This is a genomic window from Pseudomonas sp. 11/12A, from assembly GCF_000800055.1.
Classification (GTDB): Bacteria; Pseudomonadota; Gammaproteobacteria; order Pseudomonadales; family Pseudomonadaceae; genus Aquipseudomonas; species Aquipseudomonas mohnii.
This window is the reverse complement of the sequence record NZ_JUGV01000001.1, coordinates 2443523-2462144: the sequence shown is the minus strand read 5'-3', so window position 1 is coordinate 2462144 and position 18622 is coordinate 2443523. Positions and strand designations below refer to the sequence as shown.

General features: G+C 59.1%; 7 protein-coding genes. 3 read left to right on the top strand and 4 right to left on the bottom strand.

Annotation, left to right across the window (positions count from 1 at the left end):
* Nucleotides 1-39: 39 nt before the first annotated feature.
* The gene (locus GQ39_RS11230) at nt 40-3951 is read left to right on the top strand and encodes a dermonecrotic toxin domain-containing protein (protein ID WP_047529789.1); all 3912 of its coding nucleotides are present in this window, start codon (nt 40-42) and stop codon (nt 3949-3951) included.
* A gap of 49 nt (nt 3952-4000) precedes the next feature.
* Here the strand turns inward: GQ39_RS11230 and GQ39_RS11225 are convergent, their stop codons facing one another.
* On the bottom strand, nt 4001-4495 hold the full coding sequence (locus GQ39_RS11225) for a DUF934 domain-containing protein (RefSeq protein WP_047529786.1): 495 nt from the start codon (nt 4493-4495) through the stop codon (nt 4001-4003).
* Nucleotides 4479-6137 carry a nitrite/sulfite reductase gene (locus GQ39_RS11220; protein ID WP_047529784.1) on the bottom strand — a complete coding sequence of 553 codons (1659 nt, stop codon included), beginning with the start codon at nt 6135-6137 and terminating at the stop codon, nt 4479-4481. The genes GQ39_RS11225 and GQ39_RS11220 overlap by 17 nt, the downstream gene beginning before the upstream one ends.
* A gap of 522 nt (nt 6138-6659) precedes the next feature.
* Between GQ39_RS11220 and GQ39_RS11215 the strand changes: the two genes are divergently transcribed.
* Entirely contained in the window at nt 6660-7745 is a 1086-nt protein-coding gene (locus tag GQ39_RS11215; protein ID WP_047529781.1) for an ABC transporter substrate-binding protein, read from the top strand.
* A gap of 6 nt (nt 7746-7751) precedes the next feature.
* Here GQ39_RS11215 and GQ39_RS11210 read toward each other — a convergent pair whose 3' ends face one another.
* A complete protein-coding gene (locus tag GQ39_RS11210; protein ID WP_047529779.1) occupies nt 7752-7970 on the bottom strand; it encodes a DUF2970 domain-containing protein in 219 nt (72 codons plus the stop codon).
* 176 nt (nt 7971-8146) lie between these two features.
* Between GQ39_RS11210 and GQ39_RS11205 the strand changes: the two genes are divergently transcribed.
* Nucleotides 8147-14725, top strand: coding sequence for an NEL-type E3 ubiquitin ligase domain-containing protein (locus GQ39_RS11205; RefSeq protein WP_052193553.1), 6579 nt, complete (start codon nt 8147-8149; stop codon nt 14723-14725).
* Nucleotides 14726-14780: 55 nt separating this feature from the next.
* On the opposite strand, the gene metH is transcribed toward GQ39_RS11205, so the two are convergent.
* A complete protein-coding gene (gene metH / locus GQ39_RS11200; protein ID WP_047529777.1) occupies nt 14781-18491 on the bottom strand; it encodes a methionine synthase in 3711 nt (1236 codons plus the stop codon).
* Nucleotides 18492-18622 lie beyond the last annotated feature (131 nt).

The window sequence follows — 18622 nt, the reverse complement described above, 5'->3', positions numbered from 1 at the left end:
GGTTATGTTGGTGTTCCCAATGTTTGCCATGGAATGCACATGAATGACCAACCGCGTGATCCTCACATTGCGTTCGCCACAACTGATCGGCCCATGCACGAAGCACTGAACTCAATGGTGAGCGGCGCCTTGCCGCAATCTCCCGAGCAATTCGGCACACAACTGATCCGGAAAAAATGGGGCGAGAACATCGACCCGCAGACCGCGCAGTTGGTAACACTGGATTACCACTATAGAGGACATCCGCCGCAAGACGGGGTCGAGCAAGGTCAGGTGGCGAGCTCACAGACGCTGGTACAGGCGCTGCTGTCCAATTATCAAACCGTCGGTGACGGCCGTTTCGCTGAAACCGTATTCGGTCTTTACACACCGCCCGACGTCGGCCCGTCCATTCGCATTGTCCAGAACGTCGATGAATTTGCTGACCACGGCAATGGCAACCATCACACGTACGAAGGCATCTATCGGCAAACCGTGCCGCAGGTCTATGGGCCGACCACGCAAATCGCGCTCAGGCCGGCGGACTTCAAACAGTGGGTGTGGGAGTTGAATCTGAAAACCCGCTATCAGGCCTACCTTGAAAACGCCTGGCCCTCGGATGAGCAGATCGCAGGTGCGGCGCCTTGCGACCTGAGGACTTCGACCAAGGCTGCCTTCGTCATGAGCGCTTTCCTGCAACACCAGGAAGGCAGTTTGACCCAGGAGGGGATGGTGCTGGCGCTGCTGGCGTGCGGGTTGCCGGAGCGGCAGACCTGGGACGCACTGACCATCACTCAATTGAATGCAGCAACCCGCGTCCATTCGCCCGTCGTCGCCGGTCGCCTGACGATCTACCGTTACACCTCGACCGATCTCTGGTGTTTTCGCCAGCGCACCAGCTCCAGGGTCTTGCTGTACATCCCGGGCAACTCCTCACCGCTGCATGAATTCGTCGACATCCAGCACCTGCGCCAATGGATCGTTGCCCAAGGCAAGGTGGCCGAGACAGGGCAGGCTTTGGCCATGCACTTTGTCGAAGATGATCGGCAAGACGGCACCTTCCATGCGGGCGTGTTGACAGCGCTGGAGGGCATGGCGGTGTTCCCAAGGGAGCACTGGTTGAAAAAGAATGCCGGGTTTTTCAACAATGACGGATTCTGGGACCCGCAGGACTATGTGGGCATTGAGCGCTCACCCGCGGCCACTTACCCGTTCGCTGAATTGGTGTTGACCATGAAGCAGGCGGCCATGGCCAGCGTCAACACCATCCGTGATGATGCCCAGGTCAACCGGGACGACTTGAGCGCGGTGGTGGAGCCGCTCGTACAGTGGATCAACTGCCTGGGCCCTTTGGCGTTGTTCATTCCCGGAGGCGAGGGCGTGCTGGTGCTGGCCGGGATCATCGACGCCGGTTATGGCATCAACCAGGCTGTCAACGGTGACACCCCGGAAAAGCGCTCGGAAGGCGTGACACGCACGGTCTTCGGCTTGCTCAATGCGCTTCCGCTGGCCAGATCGATTGCCGCACTCAAGGTCGAGGGCCGAGTGGCCGAAAGTCTTCACGACGTTCCTGAGCCGAGCAGTGAATCGAGCCTCCAGCCACTGACCGATACAACGCTTCAACCCGTATCCGCGCCAGCCCTGAAGCCGCCTGCGACTCGCCTGGAACTCATGCGCGGCGTGTGTGCACCGTTCGCGTCCTTCAGCGACGAGGTCCTGGGCCAGATTGCCCGGGTGAGTACGGTTAACGATGACATGTTGCGTCTGATGCAGTCGGGGCGCCCGCCGACTCCGCTGCTGGCCGATACCATTGCCCGCTTCAAGCTTGACCATGAGCTTGAGGCGACAGCCGATCCGACGACACGCGCCAGTTTATTCAACGCCCGTTATCAGGCACTCCAGCACTCGGATCATGAGTGGGTCCGCTTGTTCCAGCGCGAGTACCCCGGTTTGCCGAAAGCGGTTGTGGAGCAAATCCTCGACCGTTCGGGCGTGGAGATCGAAGGGCCGGTCGATGCTGCCGAAGCGGTGAGGGTGCTCAGGCGGCTGGACGATAAAGCGCGCGAATATCAGCAGCATGTCAGGCTCAACCGGGCCTATGAAGGCCTGTACTTGCGCTCGATTGTCCACCCCGAATCCGATGTCCTGGCCTTGCATTCTCTGTCGCGGTTACCTGGGTGGCCGACATCCTTGCGCATCGAGGTGCTGGAAGCATCTGAGGGTGGTCGGCTGCTGGACCGCTGTGGCCCGCTTGATGCGCCGGATTGCCGACGCTTGATCAAGGTCACGGATCGCTATTGGCCTTCTGCGGCGTTGAAACCTGGCCGTGAAGGCTCGGACCTGTTCACTGCGCTGGTCGACCTGTTATCCGTTGAAGAGCGAACCGCGTTGTCATTACGCGCACCCGACCCGACAGGTGAGTTGCGCCTGCGTCTGGGTGAGCGAACATTGAGCCGTACCGAATTGATGCTCGGCCTGAGCAGGATGGATTCGAAATTGCCTTTCGAATCCCCTGGACTTCGCGGCGGCGGTTTTCCAAATACGCCTCAGGGGGCGTCCCTGAGCCATGAAGTCGTGCGCTTGCAGGTCAGGGATATTTACCCGGACTTCACCAACGCCCAGGTCGACGAGCTGTTGGCGGGCGCCGGTGCCGGGGCTCAAGTGCTTCTGGAGCGTCTTACCCTGCAATTGCGACAACTGCATACTGATCTGGTGCATTGGATCGATCAGACCGTGTCGGACCTCGATGACATGGATCTGGATTTTCTTGCCGTTGGCGATGAAGGCGCCGTGGGCATGACCCCTCAGCAGGTGGCGGCGCACAATGCTGAAATGCTGGAGCACGTGATCGAGTATGAACGTGAAACCAGGATCGAGCTTGCCGACGAACTGATGCTTCTTTGGCAGAAGTGCCCGCCGGAAGCCAATAAAGTCATGTTCGACGGGGCATTTTCCGGCTATCGGCTCGATCTGGATTTTGAGGACTACCACCGCCTGCCGGTGATGAACGTTCGATTCGACGAAGTCGTCGAACTGTCGATGCAGGGGCTGCACCTGGTCGAACGCGAAAGCCTGCATGAATTCCTCGAGAGTTTCCCTAACCTGCGCACGTTGAGTCTGGAGCGTATCGACCTGCGTCTGCCCAACACGGATGGCGTGCTGGAAGGATGTCTGCCGCCAGCGATCCGGCAAATGAAGCGGCTTGCTTCGCTAAACCTGAAGTCGACGTTTCTCGAGCTCAAGGAAAACACGGCTGCCCAATTCAGCGATCTGTCCAGCTTGCAGACCCTGGACCTGAGCGATAACCCTTTGGCCATTGCGCCTGTCGTTTTGGGGATGAAGGCGCTACGCGAGCTGAAGCTGAGCAATACCGGGATCAGCCACTGTCCGATCGGCATCGTCGATGAGCCATTCATGACTTCACTGGACTTGCGTCATAACCGCATCAGCCGGGTACCCCAGGCGATATTGAACCAGGCAGTCTCCCGGGATCGGGTCTGGCTCTGGGACAACCCGCTGACGGACGAAGAGACACTGTCGCGTCTGGTCGACCACCGTGAACGGACTGGCATCAATCTGTGGTTAAGCCAGCCGGGTGAGGGATATGGCAGTGCCACGCCGTGGCTGCAAGAGGGTGATGAAGTGCTGCGCGCGGCGCGGCAGCAGATCTGGCAACGGCTGGCCGCCAAACCGTTGGGCGACGCGTTTCTGCGTGTTATCGATGGCTTGAGCCTGACGGCGGATTTCCAGGTGGGTTACCTGATCCTGCAAGCGCGGGTATGGCGACTGCTGCAGGCAGCGGAGGCTTCAGAGGAGCTGTGGGGCTGGCTGCGTCAGTGCGTGGAAGCGAGGACGCCCGATGCGGAAAATCCGTTCAGGCTGTTCACTGTTCTTGAGGATCGAGTGCGGCTGTATACCGATTGGGTCGCGTTGGGGCGGCCAATTCCTATGGCCAATCTTCCGAATCGCTGATCGGAAGGTGAAGCGCCTTGAACCCTGCAAAGGGTTCAAGGCGTTTCGATCAACGGCGACGGAACAGCGGCAGCGGTTCGTCGGTGGCGGCCTGATAAGTCACCGAGAAGTCTTTGAGGCTTTCCAGCGCTTCATACGGATCTTTGTCGGCACGCAATGCAAAGGCATCGAAACCGCAACGATGCAGATAGAACAACTGGTCGCGCAACACATCGCCAATCGCCCGCAGTTCGCCTTTGAAACCATAACGGTCACGCAGCAGACGGGCGTTGGAGTAGTTGCGGCCATCGGTGAAGGCCGGGAAGTTCAAGGCGATGACCTTGAAGTTCGCCACGTCGTCACCGATCTCTTCGGCTTCTTCATCGGCATCCAGCCATACGCCCAGGCCGCCATCGCGGGCCTTGAGCATACGGCTGTGTTCGCGCCACAGTGCCAACGGGACGATGTAGTCGTCGCAGTTGGTGATCTCGTCGATGCTGAAGTCCTTGGGCAGCAGGTGCCAGGTTTCGTCGACGACCTCGTTGTTCTTAATGATTCGCTGCATAGACGCGTTCCTTGAAGAGGTCGATGCCAATACGCTGATAAGTGTCGATGAAGCGCTCGTCTTCGGTACGCTGTTCCACGTACACGTCGATCAGCTTCGAGATCACGTCCGGCATGTCGTTCTGGGCGAACGACGGGCCAAGGATCTTGCCCAGGCTGGCGTCGCGGCTGGCGCTGCCACCGAGGGACACCTGGTAGAACTCTTCGCCTTTCTTGTCCACCCCGAGAATGCCGATGTGACCCACGTGGTGGTGACCACAGGCGTTCATGCAACCGGAGATGTTCAGGTCCAGCTCACCGATGTCGAACAGGTAGTCCAGATCATCGAAGCGACGCTGGATCGATTCGGCGATCGGGATCGACTTGGCGTTGGCCAGGGAGCAGAAATCGCCGCCCGGGCAGCAGATGATGTCGGTCAGCAAACCGATGTTCGGCGTGGCGAAGCCTTGCTCGCGCAATTCGCCCCACAGGGTGAACAGCTTGTCCTGCTCGACGTCCGCCAGAATGATGTTCTGTTCGTGGGACGTGCGCAGTTGGCCGAAGCTGTAGCGCTCCGCCAGATCGGCGACGGCGTCGAGTTGCTTGTCGGTGATGTCGCCCGGTGCCACGCCGGTCGGTTTCAGGGACAGGGTCACGCAGACATAACCCGGCTGCTTGTGGGCCAGGGTGTTGCGTGCGCGCCAGCGGGCGAAACCCGGGTGCTGCTGGTCGAGTTCGGCCAGTTGGGCGTTCTGGTTGTCCAGGGCCCTGTAGTCCGGGTCGACGAAGTGTTTGGCGACGCGATGCACTTCGGCTTCGGTCAAAGTGGTCTGGCCACCGCGAAGGTGCTCCATTTCCGCATCGACTTTCTGGGCGAAGACTTCAGGTGTCAGCGCCTTGACCAGAATCTTGATCCGCGCCTTGTACTTGTTGTCGCGACGACCGTAGCGGTTGTAAACCCGCAGGATGGCGTCGAGGTAGCTCAACAGGTCTTGCCACGGCAGGAATTCATTGATGAACGCGCCCACCACCGGCGTACGGCCGAGGCCACCGCCGACCAGCACACGGAAGCCCAGTTCGCCAGCGGCGTTGTGCACCGGCTCCAGGCCGATGTCGTGGACTTCGATGGCGGCACGGTCGGACGTCGAGCCGTTGATGGCGATCTTGAATTTGCGTGGCAGGTAGGCGAATTCCGGGTGGAACGTGGTCCACTGGCGGACGATTTCGCACCATGGGCGCGGGTCGATCAATTCATCGGCTGCGACGCCGGCAAACTGGTCGGTAGTGACGTTGCGCAGGCAGTTGCCGCTGGTCTGGATCGCGTGCATCTGCACGGTGGCCAGTTCAGCCAGGATGTCCGGGATGTCTTCCACCGCCGGCCAGTTGAACTGCACGTTCTGCCGGGTGCTGATGTGGGCATAGCCCTTGTCGTAGTCACGGGCAATCCTGGCCATCATTCGCACTTGGCGCGAAGTCAGTTGGCCGTAAGGCACCGCAACACGCAGCATCGGCGCGAAGCGCTGGATGTAAAGCCCGTTCTGCAGGCGCAGGGGGCGGAATTCTTCTTCGCTCAGCTCGCCTGCCAGATAGCGTCGGGTCTGATCACGGAACTGCTTGACGCGGTCCTCGATGATCCGCTGATCGTACTCGTCGTATACGTACATATAAGTCCTGTTCTCAGGCTTGGGCCGGTCGGAAACAGCGGCGTTTTTTGCTTGCCGGAATCCGATAATACCTCGGCAATTCTGCGCGCACGGCCGCGCACTCCGTACGGAGCCGGGGCAAGATACCAGTTTGCGGTTATGCGCAAAAGTGATGTTTGAGTATATGTAAAGAACCAAATCGCCTAATGAGGATCGTTGTAGCAAAGACCCTGTTTGTGATGCGGGCAATCGTCGTCTTTACTGTGATCGAGTCTTTATGCAATCACCGATAAAACCGACAAGAGGCGATGCAATGAGCAACCCTACCAAAGCGACAAAAAGTGATAGCACGGTCGATGCTTGGGCGATTCTGTTCCTGATCATTCTGGTCGTCGGCACAGCGGTATATTGGGTCAGTCATCAATAAACGACCCCGTCCGGGCCAACTCCCGACGATTGTCGGACAAAAAACGGAATAAACGCCGTTTTGCGGGCGTTCGCTGGCTATAATGCGCGGCGGATTTCCGGGGGCTCGGACGATAAATGTTGAAGTTTCTATGTGGTGCATTTCTGGCGCTGGGTATGGTCGTGGGGCCTTTTGCCCGGGCGGAGTCTGTGCTGTTCCTGAATCCGGGGACGCCCGTGGAACTTTTCTGGACCAGCTACTCGCAATTCATGCAGGCCGCGGCCGATGATCTGCACATCGACCTGCGCATCCTGTACTCCAACCGGACCTCCGAAGTCGTCATCGCGCAAGCGCGCGAAGCCCTGCTTGGACCCCATCGCCCGGATTATCTGGTATTCGTCAACGAGGAAAGTGTCGCGCCCGAAATCCTGCGTCTGGCGAAGGGCAGTGGTGTGAAGCTGTTCATGGTCAATAGCGCCCTGAGCCCGGACCAGACGCGCCTGCTTGGCGCACGCCCTGACAAGTATCCCGATTGGGTGGGCAGCCTGGTGCCCAACGATGAGGAGGGCGGCTACCTGATGCTCAAGGAGTTGATTCGCCTGCATCCGCCGGTCGCCCCCGGCCAGACGATTGACCTGTTGGCCTTCTCGGGATTGAAAATCACTCCGTCCGCACAGTTGCGAGAGAAAGGCATGCGACGGGCATTGGCCGAACACCCTGAAGTGCGCTTGCGACAATTGGTTTACGGGGGCTGGACCCGTGCGCGGGCCTATGAACAGGCCAAGCTTCTGTTCAAGCGCTACCCACAGACATCCCTGGTCTGGTCGGCTAACGACGAGATGAGCTTTGGCGCCATGCAGGCTTTCGAAGAGACGGGCGCAAAGCCCGGCAAGGATGCGCTGTTTAGCGCCATCAACAATTCACCGGCTGCGTTGCACGCGTTGCTGGACAAGCGGCTGAGCGTGTTGCTGGGCGGTCATTTCACTCTGGGCGGTTGGGCCTTGGTGCAGCTGCATGACTACAACCAGGGCGTCGACTTCAGCCGTTATGGCGGTCGCGACCGGCAAATTTCGTTATTGCAGGTGATTGATCGGGCACAGGCCAAGCGACTGCTGGCGCTGGGCAGCGAAAAAAAATTCGGTGTGGATTTTCACAAATTCTCGGCCAAGGGGCAGCCGGTGTCTTATCGATATCCGTTCAGCCTGCAAGCCCTGATGCACTGATTCAGTTCATAGCCCGGCCAGAACCAGTACCAGCTTCACGATGCCGAACAGCATCAGCGCGAACACGGCCGTGAACAGCACCCCCAGGATCACGAAATGGCTGGGTTTGCCGTGGGTAAAATCACGCGCCCGGTTTTTTCCGCTTTGCACCCCGAATGCAGCCGCCACGACGCTGTGCAGCATCTGCCAGAACGACGGTGGCTTGTTGTCGACTGGATCGTCCATAAATCCCCCCGCTTTAAAGTAGGTCCCCCAAGCATAGCCAATCCGCCGGCCTCTGGTGCGGGCGGTCGGCGGATCGACGCATTTTGAAATCAGTCCGGGCCGATGCGATAACTATCTACTGCAGATACGGTTAGCTGAAATGATGTTCTGTCGTTCCATTTTTCAGGAGCGACACAATGTCTACCCATCCGCCCTCTGCGTCCCGCCAACGTTTGGTTGCGGGCCAAACCAGCATTCACCGCGAGCTTCTTGAACAACTGACGCCTGATTGGTTGATCGATGCCACGCCGCAGCGGCGAGCAGCCATGAAAGCCAGCGGCTCGCTCGCACCGCACTGGTATACGCGAGCATCCATCGAGCAACAGCAGGCACTGAAAGACCGTTTCAAAGACAGCCTGGTTTCCCAGACCCGACTCGACAAAACGATGTCGTCGCTGCCAGATGCCGAAAGTTTTGCCGAGCCGATACTGCAAAAGGCGCTGAAGGATCAGTTCGGGGTCGAGGCCGACGTCAACAAAACCATGGTGTGTCTGAGGCGAGCGCTGGAAGTCAGCGAGCTTGAAATCGAGATCAGCTCGTTCGAGGTCATGAAGCTTTCGTTGTTGCAAGCGGCACTGCATAACTTCGAAGCATCCGAATGCGAGGCGGGCGCCTTTCATCGCGAGTCAGGGTTTGTGGTTGAGACTTCCACGCCAGGTACATTCGAGGTCATTGCCCTCAACATCTCGGTCAGGCAATTCCTCTCACTCTGCCGCAAGCTCGATATCGGCGCGCAGTATCAAACCCGTGTGAAGGCGTTTTTCCAGGCAACGGATGCGCAGAAGGAAACGACACTGTCCGAGCAATTTATTGCCAGCCAGAAAGCGGCAATGAAAGCGGCCGCTGAATTGGCGCTGCTGAAAAAGGACATCGAAGCCGACGACTACGCAATGATCCTTTCAGTGGTTAACGGCGAGGTCCATCCCCGTGTTGGCAACCGACCGGTCTGGTTTCGTGACTTGAGCCTGATGAAGCGCAGATTGACGGGCTGCGTCGTGTTCAGCATCAGTGAACAATATCGCTATACCAACGACTACATCGTCTACATTCCCCACGATCCCGAACACCCGCTCAAACGCTATACCGCTGAGCAACTGCGTGAAGAATTCAAGCGCCAGTTCACTGCCCATGACCCATTGTCCGACAGTGGCAGCGGGCCAACCTCCCATCAGCGGTTTTTCAGCCAGTTCGTCGCCTACGCCGACCGCCCTTATTACTTCGGTCAATTCACCCGCAAGGCCGCAGACTCTGCGACCGATCCTTTGCATTCATTCTGGTTTAAAGTCGTCCAGTACGTGCCCACCTTGTCGGCCGCCATCCGCATCAAAGCGCTGCCGCCAGAACCTGCAGGCAAACGTGAGCCGGTCGACGATCCATATCTCAATCCTTTCGGGATCGTTCGTGAAGGCGTGGCGGGCATCTGGTCCGCCAACAGCGATCTGTGGACTTATCTCTACGAGCAAAACCGCAAGAAAGTCATCGCCGACGCACGCAGTCATGCGGTGCCCACGGCGGAAGTCGATGCGCGAGTACGGGCGCAAAAGCTCAATCATCTGCTGGAATTTGGTCTGCTGGGCCTGAACATGGTGTCGATGTTCGTTCCGGTACTGGGGGAGATCATGCTGACGGTCATGGCGGGTCAGCTGCTGTACGAGTCGTTTGAGGGGGCGATCGAGTGGAGTGAAGGGGATCGAACTGCGGCCAAGGCGCACCTGATCGATGTGGCCGAGAATCTGGCGATGATCGCGGTGATGGCCGGTGCGGGCAAAGGGTTGGCCAAACTGTCGTCGGTGCAACCCGAACCACTGGTTGAACGCCTGCAACCCATCCAGCGCGAAGACGGCAAAACCCGCTTATGGAAAACTGATCTGAGCGGTTACGAGCGCAACCTCATCCTGCCTCGCCATTCAGTCCCTGATGCGTCGGGACTGCACCGGATAAATGGCAAAACCTTTATCCGGCAGGATGGCAAGGTCTTCGAAACTACCCTTGACCCTTCGCTGAAAAAATGGCGCCTGCGGCATCCGACTGATTCGGGTGCCTGGCAACCGATACTCGAACATAACGGGCATGGCGCCTGGCGTCATGCGCTGGAGCGTCCCCGGACCTGGGATCGGCTGACCCTGCTGCGGCGCATCGGCCATACCACCGAGGCTTTTTCCGATGAGCAACTGCTCGACATCGCCGAGGCCTGTGGTGTCGAGGACAATGCCTTGCGCAAGATGCACATGGATCATCTTCCCCCGCCACCGGAACTGGAGCACGCCTTGCGGCTATTCGAAGATGAACCGGGCATTAACGGGTCATTGCTCGAAAAACTGCAACGTGCCACCCCGGGGCTGAGTAATGCCGCCGCTCGCAGGATTGTGCTCGACGCCAATGCCGAAGAGCTCAACCGCCTGAAAACAACGAGTCGAATTCCCCTGAAAATGCAGGAGGAGGCCCGTTGGTATGCACAGCAGGGGCGCCAGGCCCAGGCTTTCACTGGCCTGCGCACGGAGTCTGCGCTGTCGGCGGACAGCCGCTGGCTCGCACTGCATGCCCTGGAAAAAATGCCGGGATGGTCCGGCGAAGTTCGGCTGGAGATTCGCGACGGCCACATCGAGGGCGCGCTCATCGACGGTATCGGTAGCAAGACCGCGACAATCCGTAAGTACGTGGTTAAAAACGGCCCGTCCTATCAGGCATTTGATGAGCGTGGCGAGACGCTCAATGGCGTGCCGGCCACCGGCGATAATTTTTTTGCCTCGCTCATGCACGCATTGCCCGATGAATCCCGTCGCGCATTGGGCGTTCCGCACGTGGGCCAAAGCGCCGGTTTGAAGCAGGCTGTCATCGAATCGGCCTTCGAGCATAGGGCGAAATTGTCGCAAATGCTGGAGCAGCGAAGCGGCCAGAACAAGACGTTCAAGCCGCCCGTACGCGTAACGGAGCGCCGGGTGGGCTACTACGCCAGCGGGCGCGGACAAGGTTTGAATCCTTCTCTGGTGACCCGGGTTCAGGACGTCTACCCGGCGCTGACTGATCAGCAGGCCAACGGGTTTATCCTGGCGCAATTGCGCGCGGGTAGAACCGACGCACAGATTTATAGCCTGTTACAGGCGCGTATGCGCGAGTGGGAAACCCTTGAGTCGACGCTCAATCAATGGGTCGGCGAGCCGATAGCAGGTTCTATGCTGGAGTCGGTGCTCGGAGGCAAGGCCGCGGTCGCACAGAATCTCAAGCAATCCTGGCGTCATTCGCCACTGGCCGGGGAGCATTCGCGCTACAGAATGCTCGACCTGGTTTGCGACGACCCGATCCCTGCACTGTCGGCGGATTTCTCTCATGTGCGTGATCTGTATGTCCGGGGTCGAAGCGTCACTGACGCCAATGTCGATGCGTTGTTGGCGAATTTTCCCAAGCTCAGAAGGTTGCGGATCAATGGCACAGGCAACGATTTCACCACCGTGCCCCAAGTATTGAGCAGTATGCCGGACCTCACGGGGTTGAGCCTGTATTCAGCTGCGCGCTTCGCCGCAGACATGCCGTCGAGACTGGGTGCGTTGACGACGCTCGAGGAACTCAGCCTGTGTTCAACCTGGGGCGTTCCGGTGGCGTTGGACGTCAGCCGGCTACGCAATCTGCGCCTGCTCGAGGTGATTGCCCCGTCAATGGATCAGTGGCCAATCGGGGTTCTGCAACTGCCCCGTCTTGAGCGCCTGAATCTCACCGGCACAGGCATCAGAACGCTACCTGAAGGTATTTTCGAAGGGCATGAAAAACTCTGGTCCGGATTGTCGCTGGACTGGTCGAACGTCCTGCGTAAAAACTTCAAGCCGGCGTATGAGTATCTCAAGCGTCAGCCGCAGCACCTTGTTGACCTGGAAGAAATGGTCAGGGATTACTGCAAGGGCGAGTTGAAACGTCTGGGTGAAGGCATCAATGACCCTTCCGCGGGAATGTTTGATCAGTTTGTCGAACAGTGGCCAGACGCAGGGGCGAGATTCGACGCCGTCGAAGCATTGAGTGAACAGCATCATCAGCTCAACCAGCACCTCAATGACTGGTCCCAGCGCGCGCTACAAATGCCTGGAGCGGCCCACGAGATCATGGGGCGTACATGGACGGCAAATGCCCTGAGAACCAGCTGGCGCAACGGCGCATTCAAACGCTACGGCTCGACGGCCAATGCCTCTGTACTTGATTTGCCGAATCTGGTTCTGAGTGAGTTTCCCGAATTGCCGGACGGCGCCTTCCCCGAAGTACGAACCTTGTATTTGAAGGGCAATGGAGCTCCCGTCCAACAGATCCGCAGTTTTGTACGCGGGTTCCCTGCGCTGGAAAAACTCGATGTGAGTGGCAGCGATCTGACCGAAGTGCCCTTTGTGCCCGGTGATCTTGGAAAACTGACTGAGCTGGATCTTTCCAATAACCGAATCGTTGGCGATGCCGGGATTCAGCAAGCTTTTGATGGGTTGCAGGCGCTGCAACGCCTGGACTTGAGCAACAACCCGTTGAACACCCTGGATGTCAGTGCAATGACTCGTCTCAAGGCCTTGAATCTGAGCGGCACAGCACTGCATGAATGGCCGACCGGGGCACAAGCGCTGCCAGAGTTGTATTGGCTGGATTTGCGCGACAGCAGGGTCAACGCGTTGCCGGAGTCGCTTGCGGATGAAGCGCTGCTCAAGACCGACCTCACGGGCACACCCTTAACCCCTCAAGCCGTCGCCGCACGCAATGCGGCCCGGCATCGAATGGAAATGGCCAAAGGGCTGCCGGCCGGCGCTCTGGAACGGTTCGACCTGGAACAGGTGCCACTGGATTTCCCGCCGCTCGAGAGCGCAAGTTCGATCGCACGTCACTTACTGCCGCTGCCGGAAGTGCCAGCGGGAGAAGGGAATGCGGTTTTAACAAAGCGCCTGCAACGCCTGAAACCGGCACTCGCCGATGATGACGCCTTGCAAATGATCGAACAGATGCAGGGGGGCGAAGCTGCAAGCGTGAAAATTGCCGAATGGGAGCAAGCCTTTGAAACGCTCACGCGCCAATTGAATGGCTGGCTGTTTACCCGGGGATCTCGTGGTAGCGGCTGGATGACGTCCTCCATCATTCGCAGGCAGGCCGCCTTGCGCATCCTCGAATGCTGGCGCACAGGTCTGAGCGGCAACGGCGCCGTGACGGATGCGGTGCTGGATCTCAACGGTCTGCAACTGGGTGATCTGCCTGAGGTGCCAGCAATGTTCGAGCATGTCGGCACGTTGAAACTGACGAGTGTAAAACTGACCCGGCGAGGTTCCGACGGGTTCCTGAAGGCCTTTACCCGCCTGAAAACCCTGGACCTCAATGGCAATGGGCTGGATGGCATTCCAGAACCGGTCCGTTCCATGGACGGCCTCGAGCGTCTGGAAATGTCCTCGAACCGGATAACCGATGCCGAGCAGCTGTATGCCGCTTTGGACAATCTGGACGGTTTGCGCTGGCTGGACTTGAGCTACAACGAACTGGATGCCTTTGATATTGGCAATTTCGAGCGATTGGAGACGCTGGATCTGCGTAACAACAATTTGACCGAATGGCCGGACGGGGTGTTCGACAGCCCATATCTGGGCACGCTCAATCTCAGTGGCAACGACATCACGTCGATCCCCGTGCAGGCCCTCAATGGCGACCATGAGGTGCTGATGGCCGGTACGGATTTGAGCGACAACTACAACCTTTCCCTTGAGAGCCTTGAACAACTCAGGGATTACCGTGAAGCGGGTTTCCACGACGCGGTGCTGGGAATCTCGCGGAGCGATCTTGACGAGTTGATCGATGACACCCACGCCTATGGCGGCGACAGCAGCGAAGCCATCGATACGGATGAAGATCTGCCTGAGATCGAGCCCGATCCCGAGCAAAAAACACCGTGGTTAACCCATCTTCCTGCCGAGGAAGTGGCCGGCAAAACCGGTATATGGAATCAACTCGCGGCGGAACCGGACAATGCGGCGTTCTTTCATCTGCTTTCGCGATTGCAGGATACGCAGGAGTTCCGGGTGGCGAACGCCGATCTGACGCGGCGGGTCTGGACGGTCATTGAAGCCGCCGCCAGCAATTCCGAACTGCGGGAGATCCTGTTTGCCAGCTCCAGCACCCACGGTACTTGTGTCGATGGTCGAATCCTGACGTTCAGTGGGCTGGAGAGCAAAGTTTTCACCCACAATGCCTTGCTTGATATTCCCGTCGGGCGCCCGGCTGTGAAGGGGCAAGCGCTGCTGAACTTGTCCCGGCAGTTGTTTCGACTGGGCAAGGTCGACGATCTCGCGAGGAAAGTCGCCATTCGAACCGGTCAGGATGAGGCCGAGGTACGTTTGGGCTATCGAATCGGCCTGACGCAAGGCTGGGCGGACGGCCTGGAGTTGCCAGGGCAATCGAAACACATGACCTATGGCTCGGGAGTGACCGCTCAGCAACTGGCGGACGCGCGCATCGAGATCACCAACGCAGAGCAATCCGATGGTTTTTTCGAAGACTTGATCCAGCGCGACTATTGGGTGAGTTATCTCAAGGAAAAATACCCTGACGCGTTCAGGGCGCTCGATGAGCTGGATGTTCAGGAGGAGGTTGATAGCGCTGACGAGGGGGCGTTCCTGAGTCAGCTGTTCGAGCAGACGGCGGCGCGTAACGCGAAGATGATCGAGTTGTCCCGCCAGGAGGTTTCGCAGCTGGCGGCTGCTTCAAACAGGTAAATCACCTGTGGGAGCGAGCAAGCTCGTTCCCACAGGGTTTATTTCAGTTGAACACTCAGTTGTCGTAACCGAGGTTCGGTGCCAGCCACCGTTCAGTCACACTCAGCTCCTGACCTTTACGCGACGTGTAGCTCTGCACCTGGTCCTTGTCGATCTTGCCCACGGCAAAGTACTGCGCTTGCGGGTGGGCAAAGTACCAGCCGCTGACCGCCGCCGCCGGGAACATCGCGTAGTGCTCGGTGAGGAACACACCGCTGCGGCCGGCCTGCATTTCGCGGGCCTCGGGGTCGAGCAGGGCAAACAGCGTGGCTTTCTCGGTGTGATCCGGGCAGGCCGGGTAGCCCGGGGCAGGGCGGATACCGGTGTATTGCTCCTTGATCAACGCCTCGTTGTCGAGGGTTTCGTCCTTGGCATAGCCCCAGTGTTCTTTTCGCACCTGCTGGTGCAGCCATTCGGCACAGGCCTCGGCCAAACGGTCGGCCAGGGCCTTGACCATGATCGAGTTGTAGTCGTCGCCAGCGTCCTGATACGCCTTGGCCACTTCTTCGGCACCGATACCCGCGGTGGTGATGAAACCACCCACGTAGTCGGTGATTTCGCTGTCTTTCGGTGCGACGAAGTCGGCCAGGGAGAAATTCGGCTTGCCGTCGGTCTTGATGATCTGCTGACGCAGGTGATGCAACTTGGCCAGGGGCTTGCCGTCGTCGCCGTAGACTTCGATGTCATCGTCGCGCACCTGATTGGCCGGCCAGAAACCGAACACCGCACGGGCGCTGATCAGTTTCTCGTCGATCAGTTTGGCGAGCATTTCCTGGGCATCGGCGTACAGCGCGGTGGCGGCTTCACCGACCACTTCGTCCTGGAGGATGCGCGGGAACTTCCCGGCCAGGTCCCAGGAGATGAAGAACGGCGTCCAGTCGATGTACTCGGCCAGCACTTTGAGGTCGATGTTATCCAGCACCTTGGTGCCGGTGAACGTTGGCTTGACTGGCTCGTAGGTGCTCCAGTCGAACTGCGGTTTTTTCGCAATCGACGCGGCGTAGCTCAGGCGTTCGGTGCGGGCGCTGCGGTTGGCGGTGCGCTCGCGGACTTCGATGTATTCCTCGCGGGTTTTCTCGACGAAACCGGCCTTCAGTTCCTTGGACAGCAACTGTGTGGCGACGCCGACGGCGCGGGAGGCGTCGGTGACGTACACCACGGCGTCGTTGCTGTATTTGGGCTCGATCTTCACCGCCGTGTGCGCTTTGGAGGTGGTCGCGCCACCGATCATCAATGGCAGATGGAAGTCCTGGCGCTGCATCTCGCGAGCGACATGGACCATTTCATCCAGCGACGGGGTGATCAGGCCGGACAGGCCGATGATGTCGCACTTTTCGTCCTTGGCGACCTGGAGGATCTTCTCCGCCGGCACCATCACGCCGAGGTCGACGATGTCGTAGCCGTTACAGCCCAGTACCACGCCGACGATGTTCTTGCCGATGTCGTGCACGTCGCCTTTCACCGTGGCCATCAGGATCTTGCCCTTGGCTTCCGGTTTGTCGCCCTTTTCCAGCTCGATGAACGGGATCAAGTGGGCCACCGCCTGTTTCATCACACGGGCGGATTTCACCACTTGCGGCAGGAACATTTTGCCGGCGCCGAACAGGTCGCCAACGATGTTCATGCCGGACATCAGCGGACCTTCGATCACTTCGATCGGGCGGGCGAACGATTGACGGGACTCTTCGGTGTCTTCAACGATGTGGGTGGTGATGCCCTTGACCAGTGCATGTTCCAGACGCTTGTTGACGCCCCAGCTGCGCCACTCTTCGGTCTCGGCTTCCTTGACGCTGCCGTCGCCCTTGTACTTGTCGGCGATGGCGAGGAGGGCGTCGGTGCCTTCCGGGGTGCGGTTGAGGATCACGTCTTCAACGGCATCGCGCAGCTCCACCGGGATCTGGTCGTAGATCTCCAGCTGGCCGGCGTTGACGATACCCATGGTCAGGCCGGCGCGGATCGCGTACAGCAGGAACACCGAGTGAATCGCCTCGCGCACCGGGTTGTTGCCACGGAACGAGAACGACACGTTGGACACGCCGCCCGAAGTCAGCGCATACGGCAGCTCGTCGCGGATGTAGGCACAGGCGTTGATGAAGTCCACAGCGTAGTTGTTGTGTTCTTCGATGCCGGTGGCCACGGCGAAGATGTTCGGGTCAAAGATGATGTCTTCCGGCGGGAAGCCGACTTCGTTGACCAGAATGTCATAGGAGCGTTTGCAGATTTCTTTCTTGCGCGCTTCGGTATCGGCCTGACCGGCTTCGTCGAAGGCCATCACGACCACCGCGGCGCCATAGCGCTTGCACAGCTTGGCGTGATGAATGAACTGCTCGACACCTTCCTTCATGCTGATGGAGTTGACGATGCCCTTGCCCTGGATGCACTTGAGGCCGGCTTCGATCACTTCCCACTTGGAGGAGTCGATCATGATCGGTACGCGGGAGATGTCCGGTTCGCCGGCAATCAGATTGAGGAAGGTCACCATGGCCTTCTTCGAATCGAGCATCCCTTCGTCCATGTTGATGTCGATCACCTGGGCGCCGGCCTCGACTTGCTGCAGGGCGACTTCCAGGGCTTCGGTGTAGTTGTCTTCGCGGATCAGGCGGGCGAATTTGGCCGAACCGGTGATGTTGGTGCGCTCGCCGACGTTGACGAACAGCGAGTTGCGATCGATGGTGAACGGCTCCAGGCCCGACAGGCGACAAGCCTTGGGGATTTCCGGAATCTCGCGCGGCGCATAACCGGCCACGGCCTTGGCAATCGCTTCGATGTGGCCCGGCGTGGTGCCGCAGCAGCCGCCAACGATGTTCAGGAAGCCGCTTTGGGCAAACTCTTCGATGACCTTGGCGGTTTGCGCCGGCAATTCATCGTACTCGCCGAATTCGTTTGGCAGACCGGCGTTCGGGTGCGCCGAGACGTGGGTGCTGGCCTTGTTCGACAGCTCCTCCAGGTACGGGCGCAGCTCGCTGGCGCCGAGGGCGCAGTTCAGACCGACCGAAATCGGCTTGGCGTGGGCCACGGAGTTCCAGAAGGCCTCGGTGGTCTGGCCGGACAGGGTACGACCGGAGGCATCGGTGATGGTGCCGGAGATCATGATCGGCAATTCGATGCCCAGTTCTTCGAACACGCCTTGTACGGCAAAGATCGCAGCCTTGGCGTTGAGGGTGTCGAAAATGGTTTCGATCAGGATCAGGTCGGCGCCGCCTTCGATCAGGCCTTTGGTGGACTCGGTGTAGTTCTCCACCAGTTCATCGAAAGTCACGTTGCGGTAGCCGGGGTTGTTCACGTCTGGCGACAGCGAGCACGTGCGGCTGGTCGGGCCGAGCACGCCGGCGACGAAGCGCGGCTTGTCAGGGGTTTCCAGGGTCTTCGCGTCAGCGACCTTGCGCGCCAACCGTGCACCTTCTACGTTTAATTCGTATGCCAGGCCCTGCATGCCGTAGTCGGCCAGAGAAATCTGAGTGGCGTTGAAGGTGTTGGTTTCGAGAATGTCGGCACCGGCATCCAGGTAAGCTTTTTCGATTCCGCCAATCACATCCGGGCGCGTCAGCACCAGAAGGTCGTTGTTGCCTTTGACATCGCTCGGCCAGTCGGCGAAGCGTTTGCCACGGTAATCCTGCTCCTCGAGCTTATAGCTCTGGATCATCGTGCCCATACCACCATCGAGAATCAGAATGCGCTCTTTGAGGGCGTGCTTGAGAGCTTGAAGGCGAACGCTGCGATCGGACATTTGGACTACTCGGTAAGGCCATGACGAAGGGCCGGGATGATAGCAAACCTGTGCGCTATTGGAGCATGTGCGGATTTAACGTGAATATCGCTCATGATGATGTGATGGCCGGACCGGTAGAATCGCGGCGT